A 23,057-nucleotide genomic window follows, 5' to 3' on the forward strand; every position below is an offset into this window, starting at 1 on the left:
TTAGCCTGTTTATGGTAGTCATTGATGGGATTAATAGTGGATAGAACTATTTTAAATTCAGTGAGTTAATGGATGTATATTGGTGTGTTTGGGATGTGAGTGGCTAGTGTTTAAGTCGTTTAATTTATCAATTTGTTAAATATCTTAGCTTGATTAGTATCTAGGCATTCGATCACTTGATCTGCTTGATATTTCGAACATCGGGTGAGTATGTTGTTGCCTTCGCCTTTCGGCTCCAGTTTGTGGGTGTTTTTATGGGTGCAGCACAGCGCAATAATCTGGCTGAAAAGCTCCTTGGTATGGATCAAGTTGAGTGTGTAACGCCGGACCTCAATGGTGTACCGCGCGGTAAGGTAATGACTGCGGCTGGGTTTCTTGAGGGGCGACGGTTGCAACTGGCCAGAGGGGTTTTGTTGCAATGCATCATGGGTGGTTATCCAGATGCGAGTTTTTATGGCAGTGACGATGGTGATCTTGCTTTGGTGCCCGATCCTCAGCAGATACACCGATTGCCTTGGGCGGATGTGCCAAGGGCCTTTGCGATCTGTGATGCTGTGGAGCTAAATGGAGAAAGCAGCCAATTATCGACAAGAGGCTTGCTTAAGCAGGTTTTAAACCGCTATGCCCAGCGAGGATGGCAGCCCGTTGTTGCGACCGAACTGGAGTTCTATGTTTTCGCTCCCAACGCGGACCCGCACCAGCCTTTTCAGTCGCCGGTTGGTATAGATGGACGGCGAGTGACGGGCGGCTCCGCCTTTAGTGTCAGTTCAAACAATGGTTTGCGACCTTTCTTTAATGAGGTCTACGAGTGCATGGCTGCGTTGGGGTTGCCCCGCGACACCTTCATGAACGAGATGGGGGTGAACCAGTTTGAGATCAATTTGCTGCATGGTGATGCGCTGCTAGTGGCTGACCAGACGTTTCTGTTCAAGCACATGCTCAAAGAGGTTGCCCTCAAGCATGGTGTGACGGTCGTATGCATGGCCAAGCCGCTGGCTAAAACGGCCGGTAGCTCTATGCATATCCATCAGAGTGTTGTGGACAGCCGTGGAGAAAATATCTTCACTGCAGCTGATGGGCAGGCAACACCAGCGTTCTATCAGTTTATCGCGGGGCAACAGGCTGCAATGGCCGATTTCACGTTGCTGTTTGCCCCAAACGTGAACTCCTATCAGCGTTTGTTTCATCCTTATGCATCGCCCAACAACGCCTGTTGGTCTTATGACAACCGTGCCGCTGGGCTCCGTATCCCTGCCAGTTCAGTTCAGGCGCGCCGTGTTGAAAACCGCTTGCCCGGGGCGGATGCAAACCCTTATTTGGCTCTTGCTGCAAGTCTTGCGGCCGGTCTGATGGGGATTGAACGGTCCCTTCAGCCAAGCGAGCCTCTACAGGGAGAGTTCTCTATTCCAGAGAATTTACGTTTGCCATGTAGCATGCAAGAGGCTATTGAGCGTCTGAGGAAAAGTGCTCTGGCAATGGAGTTGTTCGGCACGGAATTTATCGAAGGTTACTTGGCGAGCAAGACTATGGAGTTGAGCAGCTTCTTCGATGAGATCACCCCATGGGAGCGCCGGGTTCTGGCTGCCCACGTATAGTGTCTGTATCGCCGGGGCGGGGCTCCGGCACTGCTCCGGAGTAAGAGTTTTGTCATGACCGCCATTCTTAAGTCGTTTGGTTCGCTTTACTTCGCCACGTTGCTGATGTTGATCGGCTCGGGCTTGCTCAGTACGTATCTGGCTTTACGTCTTTCATCCAGTGCTGATGGTCTTTGGGTGGGGGCGCTAATGGCAGCCTACTATCTGGGGCTGGTATTGGGCGGAAAAGTCGGCCACCGACTCATTGCCAGGGTGGGGCATATCCGGGCTTATCTGGCTTGTGCTGGGGTGGTGACTGCAGCTGTGCTTGGGCATGGTTTGACCGATTGGCTGCCTATTTGGTTGTTTCTGCGTGCCTTGGTAGGGCTTGGCATGATGTGCCAGTTCATGGTCATTGAAAGCTGGCTCAATGAGCAGGCTGAGAGCAATACCCGGGGAAGGGTATTTGCTGGCTATATGGTTGCCTTCTACGCCGGGATGATTTTAGGGCAGCTTATTTTGGTGGTTCATCCGCAGCTGGGTTCCGAGCTGTTGATGGTGGTGGCTTTGTGCTTTGCTTTGTGTCTCGTGCCAATTGCTTTAACCCGCAAAATGCACCCAACACCATTGCGGCCGGCACCGATGGATTTGCCCTTTTTCATCAAGCATGTCCCGCTTTCCCTGACCACTATTGCCGTGTCCGGCCTGATGGTGGGGGCGTTTTATGGCCTAGCGCCTCTTTATGGGACGCGAATGGGGCTGAGTAACGAGCAGGTCGGTGTATTGATGGGCTGTCTGATTCTGGCGGGGGTTTTGGTGCAGGCTCCCTTGGGATGGTTGTCTGACCGGTATGAGCGGATCAAGTTGATTCGAGTCTGCTCAGTGGCTGTCGCAGTGGCCTCATTGCCGCTCGCCGTGCTCACTGAAGCCTCGATGGCCACACTGCTTGTGTGTGGTTTTGTTGTGTGTGCCTTACAGTTCTGCCTTTATCCACTGGCTGTTGCGCTGGCTAACGACCACGTTGAAGCGGATAGACGGGTATCACTCACAGCTGTGCTGTTAGTGGTTTTTGGTGTGGGTGCATGTGTTGGTCCTCTGCTCGCGGGTGTGATGATGCGTTACTGGGGGCCTAACATGTTGTATGTCTTCTTCGTGATCTTTTCGATCGTCTTGGTTATTCGAGTACGTCCGGCGTTGGCTGTCCATCTGTATCAAGATCGCGATGCTCCGTTGCAGCACGTGGCAATGCCTGACGGTACAGTGGGGTCACCGCTTGCTGCTGCGCTTGATCCGCGAGTGGACGAGCAGGTTGTGCAGGAGCAGATGGTCGCGCCCGCGGTGGCTGAGGCTAGCCAGGCTGAGGAGCAGGGCGAGCAGGGGCGGGCGACGGGTGGTTGAAGCGGGGAGCGGCGGCAGGTTGTTTCTGCCGCCTCTTTTCAGAACAGTCCTTCGCTCTCGAAACGGCGTGCTTCACGCTGTAGCTGGTACACGAATCGCTCGACTTGGCGTTGTGCCTGGCCGTTGATATTGTCGAAGCGCACGCCTACAAAGCTGAAGTTAACCTTGTCCTCAAACTGCACGTGGCGCACTTCAATTGCAGTTGTCATTGCCCCAAACGGAAAGTGGGCAGTGAAGGACTCATGGATTTCTCCCGGATGCAGCGAAAGCTGCGCATCGCCAGTAAAGCGGACTTTTGCGCCGGTTGCTGAGATATCCATTAATTGACCCGAAAGGATCCGGTTCTCACCAATAGCCAGGTCCACTTTCACGGGGTCGGTTTGCTTGAGTTGGGCACGGAAGGCGTTGCGGCGCTGGTGATAAATAATTTCCTGAGGCAAAAAACAGTAGTAGCTGCGATGCCCTTCGAACTCGCCAACAGTTACGGGTTGATCAGATTCCCACGCAATTCGAACGCCTTCATGAAAGCCCTCTGCCTTGAAGCTCTCGCCATTCAGCAGTAGGCGTTCACCATCTGACGGCATAATTTCGTCAAGCACCAGCAGTTGTTTGTCACGATCGACATTGATGACAAAGCTCTGATAACGCTGTGAGCGCCCTGGAAAGCTGATTACAAGTGGATCATTGTGCTGCTGCAGTAAACGCAGATTAGCCACGATTTCAACAGGCGCTCTCAGCGTTCTTGGGGGTTGTGGGCCATCATCCTGGCTGAAGGGGTTGGACACGGTCCGCAGTTCTCCACATCAAGGCTTAGGGCAAGAGTGATGTCCGTATGACATCACATTCGATTGCCTCATTCAATTTCTAGTTTTATCCAATCAGGCTTGATCCAGGGGGCGATGCTGGCTGGCCTTGGAGGTTACACCACGCTTGTCGTAAAGATTGGGTGCATCGGTTCCGCGCAACAGGTTAAGAATCTGTCCGGCTGAGTTTTGGCTTGTACGAATAAGGCGGCCATTGCGTTCGTTACCTAGGCGGCAGCGTTCAAAAAGCTCATTGAGCTGATCGCCTTTTTCTAACAGCTCGCTGCCGAGTTGGGACGTGGCAGCAAGGGCCGCTAACCCCTCTCTGTTGGCGCTGAGATTAAGATTGGTGAGAAGCTGGGTGCGAGCCTTGGCGTGCTGATCCAACAGGGCCAGCAAGGGCTGCTTCAGGCCGAGGATATCTTGTAAGGCAGTGAGGTCGCGATCCGACAGTGCCTGGAATTCGTTATCAATCAAGTCCAACAGCTGTTCGGCAATGCCGATATCTTCGCTGAAAGACTCGAGTAGTTTACTGATGTGCATGATGGGCTCTTAAGGGGAAACAGAAAGGTGTTCGCACATTTCTGTCTGGCGGCCAAAATCCCCAGCGTAGCCCTATGACTATCGCTGGGATTCGAAGTTGAGCAATTTGCTTGCAACGCGCTGGCTATCAACTTGATAACTGCCATCCTCAATCGCTTGCTTAAGCTGGGCGACACGTTCTTTGTTGACGACAGGTTGGTCGCGAAGCTTTTCGCCGACTTTCTGCAATTGTTGAGCTTCACGGCTCAGGTGAACCGACTCGCCGGCTTTACCTGCGTTCTGAGCTTGTTCCGTAGGGGCTGGCTGAGCAGTCGGCTGTTTGCCGCTGATGGCTTCATTACGGCCGCCAGACTGGACGTTGCCACTGCGCCCTGTATTGCCAGGGGAGGTGGCATTGTTAAGTCGGTTGATGTCAGTGACCATGATGTAAACCTCGGACTGTATTTGGACGCTTGCCTGTTTCTCGGCCGTTCTGAAGAAAACTTTAGTTCTTTTTTGGGGGCCGCTCTGCGTGCCGAATACGGTGTTGGTTAGCCGTTGTTCCAGCGCTGGGTTACGAAATTAAACAAGAATCGACTCTACATTTCTACTTCTACCTGACCAGGCCCGACTACGCGCGCGCGCACAATGCGGTTGGACCGTAAGTTTTTAACACTGATCTGCTTGCCGATAGTGCCGTTGGATAGCGCTTCACCGGGCATTCGAACATTGATGGTGCCGGATTTGGCGGAAATAACGACTTGGTCACCTTTTCTTATGGAATCAGCCAACTGGACTTGTGCCGGACTCAGCGCTTGATCGGGCTGGAGAGGGCGTGTCAATTTTTTGCCAATCGCTTGATCCATCTCGGTCAGATAGCCCTGGTTAAGCAGTCCCACATCACGCTCGGCCATGCTCAGATCCAGTTCGGTCAGGGTGCTATCCCGTTTAAGCGGACGGCTGGCGATAACGACGTGCCGATAGAGGCGTACCTGGCCCGGCACGAATACTGTCCATGGGCTGGTGCCATCGCAACGTACGCGCAGTGTGACGCGGCCAATTGGCTCGGCGGGGCTTTCAAGCGTGGTCGTCAGTTCCTGATCACACAAAGGCAGTCGCAGACGAGGGTCCAGACGGTTTATCTGGGTCTCGTGGCGGCCGTTTATTTGGCTGCGTTGCAAATAATCATTAACGGCTTGCTCAAGAAAAGCTTCTGCCGCGCCGATAAGGTGATCGGGACGCGTAAGGGTGGCAGATGCCACTTGGCTATAGCCTAGCGATAATAAAGCAGGTACAACTGCTAGCCATTGAAGGCAATTCGCCATAGCGTGTCGATAAATTGTCATTTCAGTTTTCATGAATCTGTTCAAGCAAGGTGCGTGCCGCCTGCTACGCTGACAGAATTCTGCTACTCATTGTTAAGGAGTTTGGGTATGGCCGGTGTGATGGATTCGGTTAACCAGCGAACTCAGCTGGTTGGCCAAAACCGTCTGGAGTTGCTGCTGTTCCGCCTGAACGGTAGCCAGCTTTACGGGATTAACGTGTTCAAGGTGAAGGAGGTGCTTCAGTGCCCCAAGCTCACCATCATGCCCAAGTCCAGCCCAGTGGTTCGTGGGGTTGCCAATATCCGTGGCGGGACGATTCCGATTTTGGACTTGTCCATGGCAACGGGCAGTCGTCCTTTGCGGGATATCGACAACAGCTTTGTGATTATCACGGAATACAACACCAAGGTTCAGGGATTCCTGGTCCACTCGGTTGAACGTATCGTCAACATGAACTGGGAGTCGATTCATCCGCCACCCAAGGGCACGGGCCGTGATCATTATCTGACGGCTGTGACCCATCTGGATGAGCAGATGGTGGAAATCATTGATGTGGAGAAAATTCTTGCTGAGGTTTCTCCGACTTCTGAGGCTATATCCGAGGGGGTGCTTACGCCTGAGACTCAGGCGCGGGCTATCAACCGCCGTGTGCTTACCTGTGATGACTCTTCAGTGGCGCGTAAGCAGGTATCCCGCTGCTTGGAGACGATTGGCGTGGAGGTTGTTGCGCTTAATGATGGCCGCCAAGCATTAAATTATCTGAAGGCTATGGTTGAGGAAGGCAAGAGCCCGGAGGAAGAGTTCCTCATGCTCATTTCCGATATTGAAATGCCGGAAATGGACGGTTACACCCTGACAGCTGAAATTAGAGCTGATCCGCGTATGCAAAAGTTGCACATCATCCTGCATACTTCACTGTCCGGGGTGTTCAACCAGGCAATGGTCAAGAAGGTAGGGGCGGACGATTTCCTTGCCAAATTTCACCCTGATGATCTGGCTTCTCGTGTTATCGACCGCATCAATGCAGTGTCGGGGGCTGAGGGCTAGCTTTTAGTCAAATGTATGTTTGTTGAGGCTTTGTGAGTGTCTACAGGTAACTTGGATTTTGAGCAGTTCCGGATTTTCCTGGAAAAGGCCTGCGGCATTTTGCTTGGCAGCAATAAGCAATACTTGGTTGCTAGCCGTCTCAATAAGTTAATGGAGCAGAATGGCATCAAGACCCTTGGGGAGCTGGTTCAGCGTATGCAGACCCAGCCTCGCGGGGGGCTGCGCGAGCAGGTGATTGATGCCATGACGACCAACGAAACACTTTGGTTTCGTGATACGTACCCCTTTGAAGTACTGAAAAATCGCGTTTTGCCAGAGCTAATTAAGGCATATCCAGGTCAGCGTCTGCGTATCTGGTCGGCTGCATGTTCATCAGGTCAGGAGCCCTATTCACTGTCGATGACCATTGATGAGTTTGAGAAGACCAACCTCGGTCAGCTCAAGTCTGGCGTGCAGATCGTTGCGACCGATCTCTCTCCATCTATGTTGGCGAACTGCAAGTCCGGTGAGTACGACAGCTTGGCAATGGGGCGTGGCCTCTCTCAGGAGCGGCTGCAACGTTACTTCGACCCTAAGGGGCCTGGGCGCTGGGTGGTTAAGCCGGCAATTCGTAGCCGAATAGAGTTTCGTCCGCTTAACTTGTTGGACAGTTATGCCGCGCTGGGCAAGTTCGATGTCGTGTTCTGCCGTAACGTATTGATCTATTTCTCGGCGGAAGTGAAAAAAGACATTCTGACCCGTATCCATGCGATGCTCAAACCAGGTGGCTATCTCTTCTTGGGCGCCTCTGAGGCACTAAATGGTCTGCCGGATCACTACCAGATGGTGCAGTGCAGTCCGGGGATTATTTACAAAGCTAAGTGACGCGTTTGGTGTTTACAACGGGAGGCTATGGCCTCCCGTTTTTACATCTGTTGGCCAGGTATGTATTAACCCAAGTTCTGTAAGGAACTGCTGTTAGTATTGGCGGGCAAACAATACTCCGGTGAGTGGGCTATGCAGCGCGATCACAGAGAACAGCTCAACCTCAGTTGGCAGGCCAATGCCGATGCATGGACGGCAGCAGTGCGGGAAAAACGCATTGAAAGTCGTCGTTTGGTCACGGACGCAGCAATAGTCCAGGCGATTTTGGCCCTAGCGCCTAAGCGCGTACTGGACGTGGGGTGTGGCGAGGGATGGTTGTGTCGTGGGTTGGTCGAGCACGGCATTGAGGCCGTGGGCGTGGATGCATCCGAGCCGCTGATTGCTGAGGCCCGTAAAGCGTCTGGTAGTACACCCAAATATCGCGTCTGCGGATATGCGGAGTTGGAAAGTCAGGCTGAATACTTGGGCCGATTCGATGTATTGGTCTGCAACTTTGCTCTGCTTGAGGAGCCACTGGCTCCAACGCTTAATGCGCTACATGGTCTGCTGGCTAAGGACGGTCGTCTGTTGATTCAGACCTTGCACCCTTGGCGCGCCTGTAATGACGCGAGCTACCGCGATGGTTGGCGTGTAGAGACCTTTGCCGGGTTTGGCGAGGGGTTTAGTGAACCGATGCCTTGGTTTTTCCGTACCCTAGAGTCATGGCTTAGTCTGTTCAGTGAAACAGGCTGGCGTTTGCAGTGGTTGCAGGAGCCCTTGCATCCGGAGAGCGAGCAGCCTGTTTCCCTGCTGATGCTGCTCAGCTCTGAACGTAATGCATAAACCGACTTAGCCCTTCGCTACGCTGACACCTTCCAGATTGGCAAACGAGGTGTCTTTAGCTGTCAGCAGGAAGTCGCGCATAAACGGTGCATCCAGCATATCGGTGCGAACCCCCGCATACAGGGTCGCGAACAAGCCTTTCTCACCCAGTCGTTTGGCGGTCACGTAACCCCGTGAACTGTATTCATGCAATGCCCAGTTGGGTAGGCCGCATACGCCGCGTCCACTGGCGACCAGTTGCATCATCATCACGGTCAGTTCCGACGTGCGTACCTGTGCCGGTTCGACATCAGCGGGTTCTAAAAAACGGGTGAATATATCCAGCCGGTCCCGGTCAACTGGATAGGTGATGAGGGTTTCTGTCTCTAGGTCCTCAGGTTGTATGCAGCTTTTGGGGGCGAGTGGGTGTTGGTTGGCCACCGCCAACATCGCCTCATATGTGAACAGCGGAACGTAGGTAATGCCGGCAATTTCGACGGGGTCGGATGTCACCACCAAATCCAGATCACCCCGGGCCAGGGCGGGTAGCGGGGCGAAAGAAAAACCAGATGCCAGGTCCAGTTCAACCTCCGGCCAGGCATCGCGGAATTGATCAATGGTTGGCATCAGCCATTGGAAGCAGCTGTGGCATTCGATCGCCATGTGCAGCCGCCCTGCAGTCCCTCCGGCCAGGCGGGCTAGGTCACGCTCTGCTGCGCGCAGTGTGGGCAGCACTTCATCTGCCAACTGCAGCAAACGTAAGCCAGCACTGGTGAAACGCACCGGTTTTGTCTTGCGTACAAAAAGCTGCATGCCCAAGCGCTCTTCCAATTCCTTGAACTGGTGGGAGAGGGCAGATTGGGTGAGGTGCAGGCGGTCGGCGGCTTCAACCAGACTGTCGCTTTCGCGCAGAGCATGGAGGGTCTTCAGGTGGCGTAGTTCGAGCATCATGTTTCCGCAGTGTTGAGGTATGGCCAGTGCCGATATAGATGAACATGAGGAAAACTATTGTTCAAGACAAATATATTGAGTTTGTCTCAATTTGGTCCTGTGACGAGAATGAGCGACATCTTGAATACGGATGGAGCTTTACGACATGGCCTTGTCTCACAACCTTGGTTTCCCTCGCATTGGTCGCGACCGCGAATTGAAGAAAGCGCTTGAAGCGCATTGGCGCGGTGAGTTGAGCGAGGCTGACTTGCGCAGCACCGGCCAGCAATTGCGTTCTGCACACTGGCAGCTGCAAAAAGACGCCGGAATTGACCTGCTGCCTGTGGGTGATTTTGCCTGGTATGACCAGGTTCTGACCCACTCATTGATGTTCGGTGTGATACCTGAGCGCTTCCGTCCTCACGCTGGCAAGCCCACATTGCAAACCCTGTTTGGCATGGCTCGCGGTACCGTGAGCAAAGAAAGCACCTGCTGTGCCGGAGCCCATGCACAGGAAATGACAAAGTGGTTTGATACCAACTATCACTATTTGGTCCCAGAGTTCACCAAGAATCAGCAGTTCGCTCTGAGTTGGGAGCAGTTGTTCGAAGAGGTCAACGAGGCCATCGCATTGGGTCATAGCGTAAAACCAGTGGTTATTGGCCCGCTCACTTATCTATGGCTGGGCAAAGCTAAAGGCGAGGCATTCAACCGCCTGGATTTGTTGGAGTCGCTACTGCCTGTCTACGGTGAGGTATTGCAACGCCTGGCCAGCCTTGGGGTTGAGTGGGTGCAGCTCGATGAACCGATTCTGTCACTGGATTTGCCTCAGGAATGGAAGAGTGCGTTTGAACGCGCTTACAACCTGCTGCAACGTGACCCGCTGAAAAAATTGGTAGCGACGTACTTTGCTGGCCTTGAAGACAATCTAGGTCTGGCCGCTAGCTTGCCGGTCGATGGCCTGCATATTGACTTGGTGCGGGCCCCCGAACAGTTTCCAAGCATTCTTGATCGTCTGCCTGCTTACAAAGTGTTGTCGCTGGGCGTGGTTAATGGCCGTAACGTGTGGCGCACTGATTTGGAAAAGGTGCTGGCGATTCTTCAACAGGCACAGCAGCGTCTGGGTGATCGCCTGTGGGTGGCGCCCAGCTGTTCACTGCTGCACAGCCCGGTGGACCTGAGCCGCGAAGACCGTTTGGATGACGAGCTGAAAGGCTGGCTGGCTTTTGCCGTGCAGAAGTGCGAAGAGGTTGCGCTGCTGACGCTTGCGCTTAACGACCCACAAAACAGCAAGGTTCAGCTTGCTCTTGAAAAGAGCCGCGCCATACAGGCAAGCCGTGATGCTTCTACGCGCATCCACAAGGCTGATGTGCAGGCACGCCTTGCGGCAGTTACCGCACAGGATAGTCAGCGTCGATCTGCATTCGCCGAGCGCATTAAGGTACAGCGTGAGCACCTGCAACTGCCCTTGTTTCCCACTACCACCATTGGCTCATTCCCGCAGACCACTGCTATCCGCTTGGCTCGCCAGTCGTTCAAGGCCGGCAAACTTACCGAGGCTGAATACACGGAAGCGATGTACAGCGAGATCCGCCATGCTGTAGAGGTGCAGGAAAATCTCGGATTGGATGTGCTGGTGCACGGCGAAGCAGAGCGCAACGACATGGTTGAGTACTTTGCTGAACAACTGGATGGTTATGCCTTTACTCGTTTCGGTTGGGTTCAGAGTTATGGCTCCCGCTGTGTGAAACCGGCGGTGATTTACGGGGACCTGAGCCGCCCGCGGGCAATGACGGTTGACTGGATTCGCTATGCTCAAAGCCTGACCAGTAAGGTGATGAAGGGCATGCTGACTGGCCCGGTGACCATGCTGATGTGGTCGTTCCCCCGTGACGATATTTCCCGCGAGCAGCAGGCGCGCCAATTGGCGCTGGCGATCCGTGATGAAGTGATGGATTTGGAACGGGCCGGTATTCGAATTGTGCAAATTGACGAAGCCGCATTCCGTGAGGGGTTGCCCCTGCGTAAGGCTCAGTGGGGCGAGTACCTGAACTGGGCGACCGAGGCTTTCCGCTTGTGCGCCAGTGGCGTGGCGGATGAAACCCAGATTCACACTCACATGTGCTACAGCGAGTTCAATGATGTGATTGAGTCCATTGCCGCCATGGACGCAGACGTGATCACCATTGAAACGTCCCGGTCGGACATGGAGTTGTTGGATGCGTTTGAGGCATTCGACTACCCGAACGAGATCGGGCCAGGGGTTTATGATATTCACTCACCTCGGGTTCCGGATGCCAAGGACATGGCCAAGCTGCTGCGTAAAGCCGCCCGTCGTATCCCGGTGCAGCGTTTGTGGGTCAACCCTGATTGTGGACTCAAGACCCGTGGTTGGCCTGAAACTGAGGCAGCGCTGATCAACATGGTCGTGGCGGCGCAGACCCTTCGCAGAGAGTTTGCATAAGGCAAGCAGGTGGCTGGGCGGTGATTGCCGTTCGGCCATCTTCATCAAATTGTCACGGTTCTGTGGCAGCAACATTCAAACAGCATCGGCAGACTCTCGCGTTTTGCGACAACTGCGTCCTGCAGTTTCAGTCTCTGGTGATGTATGCGATTTATCTTGATTCTCGCGGCCCTCATTTGGGCTGCGCCAATTTTTGCGTCCTCGCGCTGCGATGTTGCCGCTGATACACAATTTTCAGATGTGGGGGATGTGCAACTGGCTTACCAGAGTGTGGGCCTGGAGCGCGATCCTGCGTTGTTGCTGGTGATGGGACTTGGCGGGCAGTTAATTAACTGGCCGGATGAGGTGGTGGTCAGCCTGTGCGAACAGGGGTTCCGGGTGATTCGCTTTGATAACCGTGATGTTGGTTTGACACGTTGGAATCGCTCGCCGCTGCGTCGTAATTTGGGGTTTGAGTTGGTTCGCTACCGGCTGGGCTTGCCTGTTGATGCTGCCTACAGTCTGCGTGATATGGCAGGTGATGCGCTGCGACTGATGGATAGCCTAGGCATCGAGCGCTTTCATGTGCTTGGGGCCAGCATGGGCGGAATGATTGCTCAGCATTTGGCTGATCTGGCGCCTCAGCGTGTGATGTCACTGACCCTGGTGATGACCAGCTCGGGGGCTGCGGGTTTGCCTGCGCCGAATTCCGATCTGCTTGAGCTGCTGTCCCGGCGGGAAGCCAATAACCGTGAGCAGGCCTTAGAACAACAGGCTGATTTACTCGCAGCACTGAGTAGTCCGCAGGTCAAAGATGACCGTGCTGTCCTATTACAGCAGGCCAGGCAGTCCTACGACCGTTCATTTAACCCGGATGGCGTGAAGCGGCAGCTGATCGCCATTCTGGCAGAGCCAAGTCGGGTTGAGATGCTAAACCGGCTGCGCGTGCCCACATTGGTGGTGCATGGTACGGCGGATCCGCTGTTGCCTGTCATGCATGGCGTGCATGTGGCTGCACATATTAAAGGCAGTGAATTGAAGCTGATTCCAGGGCTGGCGCACCGCTTTCAGGAAGCTTTTAAAGAGCCAATCCTGTCAGCGGTCTTGCCTTACTTGCAGGCCCATCGAGGCGATACGCACCTGGCTGGCTTGTAAGCCAGCGGCAGTTGAGGGACCTGCAAATTCAGGGCGATCAGCCGATGGTGATCGGAGGCAGCTTAGTCAGCTCGACGGTCTGCTTTTTGCGCGGAGCGAGGATCTCGGCAACACCGTCTACAACCAGTTGGTCGTCTTGGTTGAATACACGAGTGGCCACTTTAACGCGGAACTTTGGCAGCTTTTCAAGGATTTCCAAGCGCACGGTCAGGGTGTCGCCAAATTTTACCGGTGCGGTAAAGCTCATGGTCTGGCCAATATAAATAGTACCTGGGCCAGGCAACTCGCACGCTACTGCAGCGCTGATCAGGGCACCACTGAACATACCGTGGGCAATACGTTCTTTGAACATGGTGCTGGCAGCGTATTCAGCATCAAGATGCACTGGGTTATGGTCGCCAGAGACCTCAGCAAACAGCTGAATATCGCGTTCGGTTACGGTTTTGCTGTAGCTGGCAGTTTGGCCAACTTCGAGTTCGTCGTAGGTTGTATTGGTGCTTTGAGTCATTGTTGTCTCTCTTGCGCTGAAGGGGACTGCTGCATAAGTCCAGTAACCTGCAACAGCCAGTTGATTATGTAACGAGTGGCTTCGTCACGATTAGTTTCATTCAACAGCTCGTGACGGGCCTCTGGGTAAAGCTGAACTTGTACTTTCATGTGACCTGATTGGCGCAGGGCATTTGCCAGATCAAGCTGACGCTGACCTTGGCTAACGGGGTCACAACTACCACCGATAACTAGCAGCGGGAGTTTACTGTCGATCTGCGCGAGATTCTCTGGTGGAGTGATGGATTGAAGACCACCAAGCAGATCAATCCATAACTGATTGCTGCAACGCTTGCCGCACAATGGATCGTTGATGTAGGTGTCGACCTCTTGTGGATCTCGGCTGAGCCAGTCGAAGGCTGTGCGGTTAGGTTTGAAACGCTTGTTGAAAGAGCCAAACGAAACAAACTCGATTAGGGCGCTACGCCCCAAAGGACCTTGGCGCCAACGTTCGAACCGAGCCAATTTCTCGGCTATTTTGTACAGCGCAACGGGCTGGTAATTCGAGCCGGAGAGAATGGCACCTTGCACGCTGCAACTGTGGCGCATCAGATAGGCCATGCCGATATAACTGCCCATACTGTGGCCCAGCAGAATAATGGGGGTTTGCGGGTGATCACGGCGAATGTGATGGTTGATGCGCTCCAGGTCGCGAATCACCAATTGCCAGCCGTCCTTGTCGGCAAAGTGCCCGGCAACACCATGTTCGGCCGTTTTACCGTGGCCACGCTGATCATGGGCGTAAAGCTCTATGCCTTCTGCTGTAAGCGCCTCAGCCAGCCGAGCATATCGGCCACTGTGTTCCGACATGCCGTGAGCGAGCATGATCACTGCTTTGGCAGGACGCTGCGCAGACCAGTGATTTAGGTACAAGGGGGATGCATCGTTGCACTCGATCCATAAGGACTGATGGTTCATGGTGAACACCTCCGGTACCAAGCTGAGTTGGCTCATTCTGCATGCCAGCAACGGTAATGGCAAAGCAACGGCATTAAAGGGCGGCGCAATTATTCAGCCGACTATGCCTAGTCCGCGAGTCTGGTTTATTTGCGCATGAAGTTTTCGACAAGGGGCGAGGTATGCTGTTTACGCCAGACGTAATAGATATCGCTTGAGGGCAGCTCATCCAAGGCTCTGCTGTTGAGGTGTGCGTGTACATCGGGAGCAGAATTGAGGATGCTTTCAGGAATACAGGCAAACCCCAGACCTGCTGAGACACAGGCAAGGATGGTTGGGTAGGACTCTATTTCAAGCATAGCCCTGGGCTTGATCCGTTCGCTGATCCATTGGTCCACCTGATGCCGGTAGTAGCAGTTCTTGCCGAAGACGTATAGCTCAAGGGTATTGAGCTCATCTGCTGTCTCTCTCACCTCTTTGGGAGTGATCAATACCAGCCTCTCGTTGAAGGCCAGGCTGCTGGCCAACAGGGGGTGTTCAATAGGGCCGTCTGTCACGATCAGATCCAACTCTCCTTCAACCAGCAAACGCTCTAGCTGAAACGAGTGTCCTGGGCGGATATGCAGCTCAACTTTGGGGTGTGTGCGTCGGTAGCGGACGATGTGTGGGGGTAAATGTTGAGTCAGCGCGACATCGAGTGCACCCATGCGCAAAACCCCCTGTGGTTGAGCATCGTGAACAAACAGCTCTTTAGTTTCCTGCGCCAGCTGAAGCAACTGTGTGGCCCGGCTGTAAAGCAAGCGCCCTTGTGGGGTGATGAGAAGGCGATTCTTTTCCCGGCTGAATAAGCTCGCTCCCAGTTCTTCTTCCAGCTCTTTAATCCGAGTGGTGATGTTTGAAGGTACACAGTGCAGTCGTTCGGCCGCCGCCGCAATGGTGCCGTGCTCAACCACTGTGCAGAAGAAATTCAGTTGGGATAGTTTCATTTATGCTCACATTTAGTAAGTCACTTGCTAATTATTGATTACTTTTTATAAGTGTAGGCTCAGCATAACCTTATCCGTGTCTTCAGGACAGCTGGCTGGAAATGGTTCTGGTCATGATCCCTGAGCTAGGAGTCTCTATGACTTACCACGTATTGGTTCAATTTGACGTGCCGAGCGACAAGCGTGAGGCGTTCATCAAAGCTGCGCTGTTTGATGCCAATGAGTCACTGGCAAAAGAGCCTGGCACATTACGGTTCGAAGTGATTCGTGATGAAAACAATCGCAACCGTTTTTATCTGGACGAGGTGTATGAGAACGCTGGTGCGTTTGAGCAACACTGCCGCAACGAGACCATCACTGAGTTCTACAAAATGGTTGATGGCTACGCCTACGGTCCGGTGTTTTTGTTCAAGGGCAATCGCACTGAAGGCTAATACCGTTGTGGGGCATCTTCGGATGCCCGCAACGCTTGGATAGGAGATGCGCTATGCGAATTTTGCACACGATGCTGCGAGTCACTGATCTAACTGCATCCATCGACTTTTATACACAGGCCCTGGGTATGCGTCTGTTGCGACGCAAAGACTATCCGGAAGGTCGGTTTACCCTAGCGTTTGTAGGCTATCAGGACGAAAGCCTTGAGGCAGCCCTGGAGCTGACGTTCAACTGGGATACGGATCATTATGAACTCGGCAACGGTTATGGCCATATCGCGGTTGAAGTTGAGGATGCTGCACAGGTGTGTGCACACGCCAAAAGCCTCGGTTATCAGGTCACACGCGAGGCCGGTGTAATGAAGCACGGTAAGACGGTGATCGCTTTTTTGCAGGACCCCAATGGCTACAAAGTTGAGCTGATTCAGAAGGGGACGCAGCAGGACTGACCGTGCCTGCGCCGGTAATCCGTGGCATGCTTGCATGAGGCGGCCTGTTCAGGCTTCGGTCGCCACATCATCCGCTACAAGGCAAGGCGTACATGGCATCTGTAAACAAGCAACAAAAGCGCGCCCACCGGGCAAAGAGCAAAGCTAAACAAAATCGGGTCAAGCGCCAAGTTGCGGCTCTGGAGCTCGACCCGAATGATGATCGCATTGATCTGGAGTCTGTCGATCTGAGCGATATGTTTATCGCCATGCGTGAGGCCGGCAAAGACAGCCAGCAAGCGTTGTGCCTGGCATTCCTCAGCCATCCTCTGCTGGAGATCGTACTGGAGCAGGAAGGGGAGGACGGCGCTACTGACTTCATCCTGTCTGCCCTGATTGGCTATCACCAGTGGGTCAATGATGGGGACGAGGCTGCAGGCTTGGCCTGGATCGAGAGTGAGGCATTCCAGACCGATTACATTGCCGCCAGTGCGCAACTTAGCGATCGCAGCTAGTTTGAGAGGTCAACTGGGCCGACATTGGCGACACACTGGGCACTGTTGATCGCTTTGTAATGCTTTGTGGTTTTTGTGTCGGCCCCGTAAACGCTCAGGCTTATTTTGTTAATTCAATAGTTTGCAGCGTGGCGGGGCAATTCACCCCATCAATCAAGCTTTCGAGCTATTTGCCTCATTCCAGTTAGCTGCTACTTTCCCTGCGACGCCGCAACGCGGATATAAAATTCTCAGGGTAAGAGGATAAGAATAATGCAGTCGGAATTCTGGAATGATAAACGCCCCGCAGGTGTGCCTAGCGAGATAGATCTCACTGCATACCGCTCAGTTGTCGAGGTGTTTGAGCGTTCATGCAAAACTTTCGCGGACCGCCCTGCCTTTAGCAATATGGGGGTGACGCTGACTTACGCTGAACTCGACCGTCTCTCTGCTGCATTCGCAGCCTATTTGCAAAAGAACACCGATCTGCAGCCGGGCGAACGCATCGCCGTGCAGATGCCTAACATTTTGCAGTATCCCATCGCCGTATTTGGCGCCATGCGCGCAGGGCTGGTGGTGGTGAATACCAACCCGCTGTATACCGCCAGGGAAATGCGCCACCAATTCAAGGATGCCGGTGTCCGTGCGTTGGTCTACCTGAATATGTTCGGCAAACTGGTGCAAGACGTCCTGCCTGACACTGATATTGACTACCTGATCGAGGCCCGCATGGGGGATCTGATGCCAAGCCTTAAAGGTTGGCTGGTCAATACAGTAGTGAAGAAGATCAAGAAGATGGTGCCTGATTACCATCTGCCACAAGCTGTATCGTTTAAAACAGCTGTGAGCCAGGGGCATGGCCATGCCCTCAAACCGGTCAAGCTGACGCAGCAGGATGTTGCTGTGTTGCAATACACCGGCGGTACTACAGGGGTTGCCAAGGGCGCCATGCTCACCCACGGTAATCTGGTTGCCAATATGCTTCAGGTCAACGCCTGCATGTCTCAGCTGGGCAGTGATGGCACGCCTCTGCTCAAGCAAGGGCAGGAAATCATGATCGCGCCGCTGCCGCTGTACCATATCTATGCCTTCACCGCGAATTGCATGTGCATGATGGTTAACGGCAATCACAACGTGCTGATCACTAACCCCCGAGACATTTCAGGTTTTGTCAAAGAGTTGAGCAAATGGCAGTTCTCAGGGCTGTTGGGGTTGAACACGCTGTTTGTCGCGCTGATGGATCACCCGGATTTCAGCAAGCTGGATTTCTCCCGTCTGAAACTGACCAACTCCGGTGGCACTGCATTGGTCAAAGCCACTGCTGAACGCTGGAAGCAAATTACCGGCTGTACCATTGTTGAAGGTTATGGCCTTACGGAGACTTCACCGGTGGCCAGTGCCAACCCGTATGGTGATGCTGCGCGCATTGGCACCGTTGGTATCCCCATGCCTGGTACTGGTTTTAAGGTCATTGATGATGAGGGGGTAGAGCAGCCACTCGGTGAGCGCGGCGAGCTGTGCATCAAGGGGCCGCAGGTGATGCTGGGATACTGGAACCGTCCAGAAGCAACGACTGAGGTGCTGGATGCAGAGGGTTGGTTCAAAACCGGCGACATTGCGATCATTGATCCGGATGGCTTTGTGCGCATTGTTGACCGCAAAAAAGACATGATCATCGTCTCTGGCTTCAATGTGTATCCCAATGAAATCGAGGATGTGGTGATGGCACATCCGAAGGTGGCAAGCTGTGCAGCGATCGGGATTCCGAGCGCCAAGTCAGGCGAGGTGGTGAAGCTTTTTGTGGTGCCTCGGGACGCTTCATTGACCGTTGAGGAACTGCATGCCTACTGCAAAGAAAACTTCACCGCTTACAAAGTGCCCAAGGAGATTGTCTTCCGCGATGCATTGCCGATGAGTCCTGTTGGCAAAATCCTCCGTCGCGAGCTGCGCGATACCGTTTGATCCTCTGAACGTGTCCAGACGCTCTTACTCTGATGCCAGAGCGTCTGGTCAAATCCCCTCAGCAGCCAACAGTTAATCGACAATTGTGACCGTTAGGTGAGCTCTAGTCATTTTGGTGACCAGTACGGCACATTTTGGTGCTAGTCGCTATTTGGCAAAGCTGCTACTCTCGGCCGACTTTTTCGTGCTTAAGTCGCATAAAAGAGCAAGGACAAATAATAAAACGGCCGTAAACATGGTTTATCCGGCCGGTAGATCATGGTGTTGCTGAGGAGTGGTCTTTTATGACCGAAAATTTTTGGAAGGATAAATATCCAGCCGGTATCCCAACCGAGATCAATCCTGATCAGTATCCGAACATCCAAGCAGTACTGAAGGACTCCTGCCAGCGTTTTGCCAACAAGCCTGCATTCAGCAACATGGGCAAAACGATTACCTATGCAGAGCTGTATGAGCTCTCGGGGCATTTCGCAGCCTATCTGCAAAACAATACGGATCTGCAACCAGGTGACCGCATTGCGGTGCAGCTGCCGAACATTCTTCAATACCCAGTTGTGGTCTTTGGCGCCTTGCGCGCCGGGCTGGTTGTGGTCAATACCAACCCGCTGTACACCGCCCGGGAAATGGAACACCAATTTAATGATGCTGGCGCAAAAGCGCTGGTTAGCTTGGCCAACATGGCCCATTTGGCTGAGCAGGTTTTGCCCAAGACCAGCATCAAGACTGTGATCATCACCGAAGTGGGTGACATGCTGCCGCCGCTCAAGCGGCTGCTGGTCAATGCGGTTGTGAAACACGTGAAGAAAATGGTTCCGGCATACAATTTGCCGCAAGCCACGAAGTTCACCACTGTTTTGAGCAAGGGCCGTAACCTGAGTGTTCGTGACGTTAGCCCGGTCAGCTCTGATGTCGCTGTTCTGCAATATACCGGCGGTACTACGGGTGTCGCCAAAGGCGCGATGCTGACTCACCGTAACCTTATTGCCAACATGCTCCAGGTCAAATCGTTGATGGGAGCCGACATGAATGAGGGCAGCGAGGTACTGATTGCGCCGCTGCCGCTGTATCACATTTATGCATTCACCTTTCATTGCATGGCGATGATGCTGATTGGTGGTCACAACGTGTTGATCACTAACCCGCGTGATTTGCCTGCAATGACGAAGGATCTGGCCAAATACCGATTCACCGGTTTTGTTGGCCTGAATACCTTGTTTGTTGCCCTGTGCAACAGTGAAGAGTTCCGCAAACTGGACTTCTCCACCCTGAAAGCTACCTTCAGCGGCGGCATGGCATTGCAGCTCGCCACTGCCGAGCGTTGGAAGCAAGTCACCGGCTGTGCCATCAGTGAAGGCTATGGCATGACTGAGACCAGCCCGGTTGTATCCGTGAACCCATTTGGTAATAACCAGATCGGCACCATCGGTATTCCGTTGCCTTCAACGCTGTGCCGTATCGTTGACGATGCCGGTGTTGAACAGCCGATAGGTGCGATTGGTGAGTTGTGCGTCAAAGGTCCACAAGTCATGAAGGGCTACTGGCAGCGTCAGGAGGCCACCGACGAGATTTTAGATGCTGAAGGGTGGCTGCGCACCGGTGACATTGGTGTGATCCAAGAGGATGGCTACATCCGCATTGTCGACCGCAAGAAAGACATGATTTTGGTGTCTGGCTTTAACGTCTACCCGAACGAGCTGGAAGACGTGCTGGCCACGCTGCCTGGCGTGCTGCAATGTGCTGCGATCGGCATTCCGGATGAGAAATCGGGCGAGGCCATCAAGATATTTGTTGTGGTTAAACCGGGCGCAAGTCTGAGCAAAGAACAGGTCATGGAGCATATGCGCAGCAACGTGACGGGTTATAAAGTGCCTAAGTTTGTTGAGTTCCGCGATGTGCTGCCAACCACTAACGTTGGCAAGATTCTGCGCCGCGAGTTGCGTGATGAAGAGCTGAAGAAACTGGGTAAGAAGTAGTGATGCCAGTTTCAAGTTAACAAAAGCCCCGCTTATGCGGGGCTTTTTATTACTGATGCAGAGTCGATAAGCAGCGACTTAGCTGGTACGCCAGGTGATCTCTTCAACGCCGTCGGCGCTGATGCGCATCCAGCGGTCGGCTTGCTCGTCACTTTCTTCTTCTTCCCAGCCGCCGGTGGAGCAGCGTACTTCCACGTTCAGGGCTGCAAAGGCAGCCTGAGCGCAGGCCAAGTCATCCGCCCAGGGGGTGGCGTCGCTTTCCAGATACAGGCTGTGCCATTTGCCGACAGCGTTTGGTAGCCACGTTACGGGTACTTCTCCCGCGCGGCACTTATAGGTTTGGCCTTTTTGTTGCCAAGCGCTGCAAGGGCCAATGGCGCTGCTCAACCAGCCAGCGATCGCAGTGTGGTCGGCGTCTTTCAGGTATATCTCGATATTGGGTTGGCGCATGCTCATAGCTTCTCGATCCAGTCGTAGCGGATGGCAACAGTTACGTCGAAGGGCTCAGCGATAACCGCCGCGCGGCGCTCTGCGCTGGCGCGCCAGCCGTGTGGGGTCATTGCTAGCAGATCGGCACGGGCCTCGCTGCTTGTCAGTTGCAGAGTAAAACTCAGGGTTTCGCTGTGGGCCAGGCGCATCCCTTCAGGAATCAACTCCAAGTGCTTCTGATCATCGTAGTCACGCACTTCATCATAGAGCTTCTGGCGCAGTTGCATCAGGTGGTCACGGGTCGGCCCCATACGCAGCAAACCTCCACCGGGGGCGAGCAGGCGGCGTGCTTCCAGCCAGTCCAGGGGGCTGAATACGCTGGCCAGCAGCTGGCAGCTGGCGTCGGCCAGTGGCACCCGCGCCATACTGGCGACCAGCCAGCTGAGCTGCGGCGCCCGCTTACAGGCACGCTTGATTGCTTCACGGGAAATGTCCAGCGCATAACCATCAGCTTGTGGAAGGGCGTCTGCCAGTTGGGCGGTGTAGTAACCCTCACCGCAGCCAATATCGACCCAACACTCCGGGTTGTAGCTTGCGGCCAACTCTGCGAGGCGCTTCGCCAGCGGTGCGTAATGTCCGCCTTCCAGAAAGCGCCTACGGGCTTCCACCATGGCAGCGTTGTCACCTGGGTCACGGCTGTTCTTGTGCTGTACCGGCAGCAGGTTCAGGTAGCCCTGGCGGGCACGGTCGAAACGGTGGTTGGCCGGACATGCCACACCGTTATCGACGCGTTGCAAGGCGCCTTGGCAGATAGGACAAATCAGACTCATGCCAGCAGCTTGACCATTGTCTGGTAGTAAATTTCGGTAAGCAGGTCGAGGTCACTGGCCAGTACCCGTTCGTTGACCTGGTGAATGGTTGCGTTCACAGGGCCCAACTCAACGACCTGAGTGCCTAGGGTGGCAATGAAGCGACCGTCCGAGGTGCCACCGCTTGTGGAGGGTTTGGTATCGCGCCCTGTAGCGTCTTTAATGCTGGCTGCGACGGCATCCAATAGGGCACCAGGCTCTGTGAGGAAGGGCAGGCCGGACAGTGCCCAGTCCAGCTCATAATCCAGGCCGTGTTTGTCCAGGATCGCTTTGACCCGCTGTTGCAGACCCTCAACAGTGGATTCAGTGGAGAAGCGGAAGTTGAACACCGCTTTCAATTCGCCCGGAATCACGTTGGTCGCGCCGGTGCCAGCATTCAGGTTAGAAACCTGGAAACTGGTCGGCGGGAAGAAATCGTTACCGTTATCCCAATGTTCTGCTGCCAATTCTGCCAGCGCGGGTGCGGCGAGGTGGATCGGGTTGCGGGCCAGATGCGGGTAGGCCACATGGCCCTGCTTGCCGTGTACGGTCAGGGTGCAGCCGAGCGAGCCGCGGCGTCCGTTTTTGACCACATCCCCCACTAGTTCGGTGCTGGATGGCTCGCCAACGATGCACCAGTCCAAACGCTCGTTACGTTCACGCAGGCGCTCGACAACGGCTTTGGTGCCGTGTTGTGCCGGGCCTTCTTCATCGCTGGTAATAAGGAAGGTGATGCGTCCCTTATGCTGCGGATAATCCAGTACAAATCGCTCCACCGCGACAACCATAGAGGCGAGGCTGCCTTTCATGTCTGCCGCACCGCGACCACAGAGCATGCCATCTGCGTCGATCAGTGCATCGAACGGCTGGTGCTGCCAGTTCTGCGCTGGGCCGGTAGGGACCACATCGGTGTGACCGGCAAAGCACAGTACAGGACCATCCTGTTGGCCGTGGCTTGCCCAGAAATTGTCGACGTCCTCAATCCGCATCGTTTCGATGTCGAATCCACACTCGGCCAAACGCCGCATCATCAGCTCCTGGCAGCCCTCGTCGAGCGGTGTAACGGAGGGGCGACGGATCAGCTCGCAAGCGAGTTCCAGCGTCGGGGACAGGGGCGTAGCGGTGGTGGTCATTACGGCTCCAGAACGGATCAGGCAGAAAGTGGGCAATCTTAAAGCAAAACGGCGGCCAATGGCCG

Annotated in this window: 23 protein-coding genes; 12 read left to right on the forward strand and 11 right to left on the reverse strand. The window is 54.2% G+C overall.

Going from position 1 to position 23,057, the window contains the following annotated elements:
* The first annotated feature begins 254 nt into the window (after positions 1–254).
* Both WG219_06805 and WG219_06810 read left to right on the forward strand, forming a co-directional pair.
* A complete protein-coding gene (locus tag WG219_06805) occupies positions 255–1,595 on the forward strand; it encodes a glutamine synthetase family protein (protein ID WXL27155.1) in 1,341 nt (446 codons plus the stop codon).
* Between the two features lie 54 nt (positions 1,596–1,649).
* On the forward strand, positions 1,650–2,972 hold the full coding sequence (locus WG219_06810) for an MFS transporter (GenBank protein ID WXL27156.1): 1,323 nt from the start codon (positions 1,650–1,652) through the stop codon (positions 2,970–2,972).
* Between the two features lie 38 nt (positions 2,973–3,010).
* Here the strand turns inward: WG219_06810 and WG219_06815 are convergent, their stop codons facing one another.
* The 4 genes from WG219_06815 to flgA form a co-directional block, all read right to left on the reverse strand.
* Entirely contained in the window at positions 3,011–3,757 is a 747-nt protein-coding gene (locus WG219_06815) for a flagellar regulator YcgR PilZN domain-containing protein (GenBank protein ID WXL27157.1), read from the reverse strand.
* Positions 3,758–3,850: 93 nt separating this feature from the next.
* Positions 3,851–4,318 (reverse strand): flagellar protein FlgN, encoded by a 468-nt coding sequence (locus WG219_06820; protein ID WXL27158.1) that lies wholly within the window; start codon positions 4,316–4,318, stop codon positions 3,851–3,853.
* Between the two features lie 78 nt (positions 4,319–4,396).
* Positions 4,397–4,741, reverse strand: coding sequence for a flagellar biosynthesis anti-sigma factor FlgM (flgM, locus tag WG219_06825; GenBank protein ID WXL27159.1), 345 nt, complete (start codon positions 4,739–4,741; stop codon positions 4,397–4,399).
* A gap of 155 nt (positions 4,742–4,896) precedes the next feature.
* On the reverse strand, positions 4,897–5,655 hold the full coding sequence (gene flgA, locus WG219_06830; GenBank protein ID WXL27160.1) for a flagellar basal body P-ring formation chaperone FlgA: 759 nt from the start codon (positions 5,653–5,655) through the stop codon (positions 4,897–4,899).
* A 75-nt stretch (positions 5,656–5,730) separates the two neighbouring features.
* On the opposite strand from flgA, the gene WG219_06835 reads away from it, so the two are divergent.
* The 3 genes from WG219_06835 (at position 5,731) to WG219_06845 (ending at position 8,355) form a co-directional block, all read left to right on the forward strand.
* Positions 5,731–6,669 (forward strand): chemotaxis protein CheV, encoded by a 939-nt coding sequence (locus WG219_06835; protein ID WXL27161.1) that lies wholly within the window; start codon positions 5,731–5,733, stop codon positions 6,667–6,669.
* Positions 6,670–6,705: 36 nt separating this feature from the next.
* Entirely contained in the window at positions 6,706–7,533 is an 828-nt protein-coding gene (cheR, locus tag WG219_06840; protein ID WXL27162.1) for a protein-glutamate O-methyltransferase CheR, read from the forward strand.
* A 132-nt stretch (positions 7,534–7,665) separates the two neighbouring features.
* On the forward strand, positions 7,666–8,355 hold the full coding sequence (locus WG219_06845; protein ID WXL27163.1) for a methyltransferase domain-containing protein: 690 nt from the start codon (positions 7,666–7,668) through the stop codon (positions 8,353–8,355).
* Positions 8,356–8,361: 6 nt separating this feature from the next.
* Here the strand turns inward: WG219_06845 and metR are convergent, their stop codons facing one another.
* Complete coding sequence (metR, locus tag WG219_06850) at positions 8,362–9,282, reverse strand: transcriptional regulator MetR (protein WXL27164.1); 921 nt, start codon at positions 9,280–9,282, stop codon at positions 8,362–8,364.
* Between the two features lie 148 nt (positions 9,283–9,430).
* On the opposite strand from metR, the gene metE reads away from it, so the two are divergent.
* Complete coding sequence (gene metE, locus WG219_06855; protein WXL27165.1) at positions 9,431–11,728, forward strand: 5-methyltetrahydropteroyltriglutamate--homocysteine S-methyltransferase; 2,298 nt, start codon at positions 9,431–9,433, stop codon at positions 11,726–11,728.
* A 144-nt stretch (positions 11,729–11,872) separates the two neighbouring features.
* Positions 11,873–12,862 (forward strand): alpha/beta hydrolase, encoded by a 990-nt coding sequence (locus WG219_06860; GenBank protein WXL27166.1) that lies wholly within the window; start codon positions 11,873–11,875, stop codon positions 12,860–12,862.
* A gap of 37 nt (positions 12,863–12,899) precedes the next feature.
* On the opposite strand, the gene WG219_06865 is transcribed toward WG219_06860, so the two are convergent.
* The 3 genes from WG219_06865 to WG219_06875 form a co-directional block, all read right to left on the reverse strand.
* Positions 12,900–13,370, reverse strand: coding sequence for a MaoC family dehydratase (locus WG219_06865; protein WXL27167.1), 471 nt, complete (start codon positions 13,368–13,370; stop codon positions 12,900–12,902).
* Positions 13,367–14,326: a lysophospholipase gene (locus tag WG219_06870; protein WXL27960.1), complete on the reverse strand. Its 960-nt coding sequence runs from the start codon at positions 14,324–14,326 to the stop codon at positions 13,367–13,369. The genes WG219_06865 and WG219_06870 overlap by 4 nt, the downstream gene beginning before the upstream one ends.
* A 125-nt stretch (positions 14,327–14,451) precedes the next feature.
* Entirely contained in the window at positions 14,452–15,291 is an 840-nt protein-coding gene (locus WG219_06875) for a LysR family transcriptional regulator (protein ID WXL27168.1), read from the reverse strand.
* A gap of 137 nt (positions 15,292–15,428) precedes the next feature.
* Between WG219_06875 and WG219_06880 the strand changes: the two genes are divergently transcribed.
* The 5 genes from WG219_06880 (at position 15,429) to fadD1 (ending at position 20,582) form a co-directional block, all read left to right on the forward strand.
* Positions 15,429–15,725 (forward strand): putative quinol monooxygenase, encoded by a 297-nt coding sequence (locus WG219_06880; protein WXL27169.1) that lies wholly within the window; start codon positions 15,429–15,431, stop codon positions 15,723–15,725.
* Between the two features lie 53 nt (positions 15,726–15,778).
* Positions 15,779–16,174 (forward strand): lactoylglutathione lyase, encoded by a 396-nt coding sequence (gene gloA / locus WG219_06885; protein WXL27170.1) that lies wholly within the window; start codon positions 15,779–15,781, stop codon positions 16,172–16,174.
* Between the two features lie 92 nt (positions 16,175–16,266).
* Complete coding sequence (locus tag WG219_06890) at positions 16,267–16,668, forward strand: hypothetical protein (protein ID WXL27171.1); 402 nt, start codon at positions 16,267–16,269, stop codon at positions 16,666–16,668.
* A gap of 252 nt (positions 16,669–16,920) precedes the next feature.
* Positions 16,921–18,609, forward strand: coding sequence for a long-chain-fatty-acid--CoA ligase FadD2 (gene fadD2, locus WG219_06895; GenBank protein ID WXL27172.1), 1,689 nt, complete (start codon positions 16,921–16,923; stop codon positions 18,607–18,609).
* 284 nt (positions 18,610–18,893) lie between these two features.
* The gene (gene fadD1, locus WG219_06900; protein ID WXL27173.1) at positions 18,894–20,582 is read left to right on the forward strand and encodes a long-chain-fatty-acid--CoA ligase FadD1; all 1,689 of its coding nucleotides are present in this window, start codon (positions 18,894–18,896) and stop codon (positions 20,580–20,582) included.
* Between the two features lie 78 nt (positions 20,583–20,660).
* Here fadD1 and WG219_06905 read toward each other — a convergent pair whose 3' ends face one another.
* From WG219_06905 to dapE, 3 genes are read right to left on the reverse strand one after another with little or no spacing between them, the layout of a single operon-like run.
* Positions 20,661–21,032, reverse strand: coding sequence for a hypothetical protein (locus WG219_06905; GenBank protein ID WXL27961.1), 372 nt, complete (start codon positions 21,030–21,032; stop codon positions 20,661–20,663).
* 2 nt (positions 21,033–21,034) lie between these two features.
* Positions 21,035–21,841, reverse strand: a complete 807-nt coding sequence (locus WG219_06910) for a methyltransferase domain-containing protein (protein WXL27174.1) — start codon at positions 21,839–21,841, stop codon at positions 21,035–21,037.
* On the reverse strand, positions 21,838–22,992 hold the full coding sequence (gene dapE / locus WG219_06915; GenBank protein WXL27175.1) for a succinyl-diaminopimelate desuccinylase: 1,155 nt from the start codon (positions 22,990–22,992) through the stop codon (positions 21,838–21,840). The genes WG219_06910 and dapE overlap by 4 nt, the downstream gene beginning before the upstream one ends.
* Between the last annotated feature and the right edge of the window lie 65 nt (positions 22,993–23,057).

It is taken from the genome of Pseudomonas mendocina, from assembly GCA_037482215.1.
Classification (GTDB): Bacteria; Pseudomonadota; Gammaproteobacteria; order Pseudomonadales; family Pseudomonadaceae; genus Aquipseudomonas; species Aquipseudomonas mendocina_E.

Bases quoted from the DNA above. Each gene is read 5' to 3' on its own strand.
- metE (WXL27165.1), top strand. From the start codon at position 9,431: ATGGCCTTGTCTCACAACCTTGGTTTCCCTCGCATTGGTCGCGACCGC.
- WG219_06880 (WXL27169.1), top strand. From the start codon at position 15,429: ATGACTTACCACGTATTGGTTCAATTTGACGTGCCGAGCGACAAGCGT.
- WG219_06860 (WXL27166.1), top strand. From the start codon at position 11,873: ATGCGATTTATCTTGATTCTCGCGGCCCTCATTTGGGCTGCGCCAATT.
- WG219_06905 (WXL27961.1), bottom strand. From the start codon at position 21,032: ATGCGCCAACCCAATATCGAGATATACCTGAAAGACGCCGACCACACT.
- WG219_06875 (WXL27168.1), bottom strand. From the start codon at position 15,291: ATGAAACTATCCCAACTGAATTTCTTCTGCACAGTGGTTGAGCACGGC.
- dapE (WXL27175.1), bottom strand. From the start codon at position 22,992: ATGACCACCACCGCTACGCCCCTGTCCCCGACGCTGGAACTCGCTTGC.
- WG219_06870 (WXL27960.1), bottom strand. From the start codon at position 14,326: ATGAACCATCAGTCCTTATGGATCGAGTGCAACGATGCATCCCCCTTG.
- flgA (WXL27160.1), bottom strand. From the start codon at position 5,655: ATGAAAACTGAAATGACAATTTATCGACACGCTATGGCGAATTGCCTT.
- WG219_06865 (WXL27167.1), bottom strand. From the start codon at position 13,370: ATGACTCAAAGCACCAATACAACCTACGACGAACTCGAAGTTGGCCAA.
- WG219_06835 (WXL27161.1), top strand. From the start codon at position 5,731: ATGGCCGGTGTGATGGATTCGGTTAACCAGCGAACTCAGCTGGTTGGC.
- WG219_06910 (WXL27174.1), bottom strand. From the start codon at position 21,841: ATGAGTCTGATTTGTCCTATCTGCCAAGGCGCCTTGCAACGCGTCGAT.
- flgM (WXL27159.1), bottom strand. From the start codon at position 4,741: ATGGTCACTGACATCAACCGACTTAACAATGCCACCTCCCCTGGCAAT.
- WG219_06845 (WXL27163.1), top strand. From the start codon at position 7,666: ATGCAGCGCGATCACAGAGAACAGCTCAACCTCAGTTGGCAGGCCAAT.
- fadD1 (WXL27173.1), top strand. From the start codon at position 18,894: ATGACCGAAAATTTTTGGAAGGATAAATATCCAGCCGGTATCCCAACC.
- gloA (WXL27170.1), top strand. From the start codon at position 15,779: ATGCGAATTTTGCACACGATGCTGCGAGTCACTGATCTAACTGCATCC.
- WG219_06810 (WXL27156.1), top strand. From the start codon at position 1,650: ATGACCGCCATTCTTAAGTCGTTTGGTTCGCTTTACTTCGCCACGTTG.
- WG219_06890 (WXL27171.1), top strand. From the start codon at position 16,267: ATGGCATCTGTAAACAAGCAACAAAAGCGCGCCCACCGGGCAAAGAGC.
- WG219_06820 (WXL27158.1), bottom strand. From the start codon at position 4,318: ATGCACATCAGTAAACTACTCGAGTCTTTCAGCGAAGATATCGGCATT.
- metR (WXL27164.1), bottom strand. From the start codon at position 9,282: ATGCTCGAACTACGCCACCTGAAGACCCTCCATGCTCTGCGCGAAAGC.
- WG219_06805 (WXL27155.1), top strand. From the start codon at position 255: ATGGGTGCAGCACAGCGCAATAATCTGGCTGAAAAGCTCCTTGGTATG.
- fadD2 (WXL27172.1), top strand. From the start codon at position 16,921: ATGCAGTCGGAATTCTGGAATGATAAACGCCCCGCAGGTGTGCCTAGC.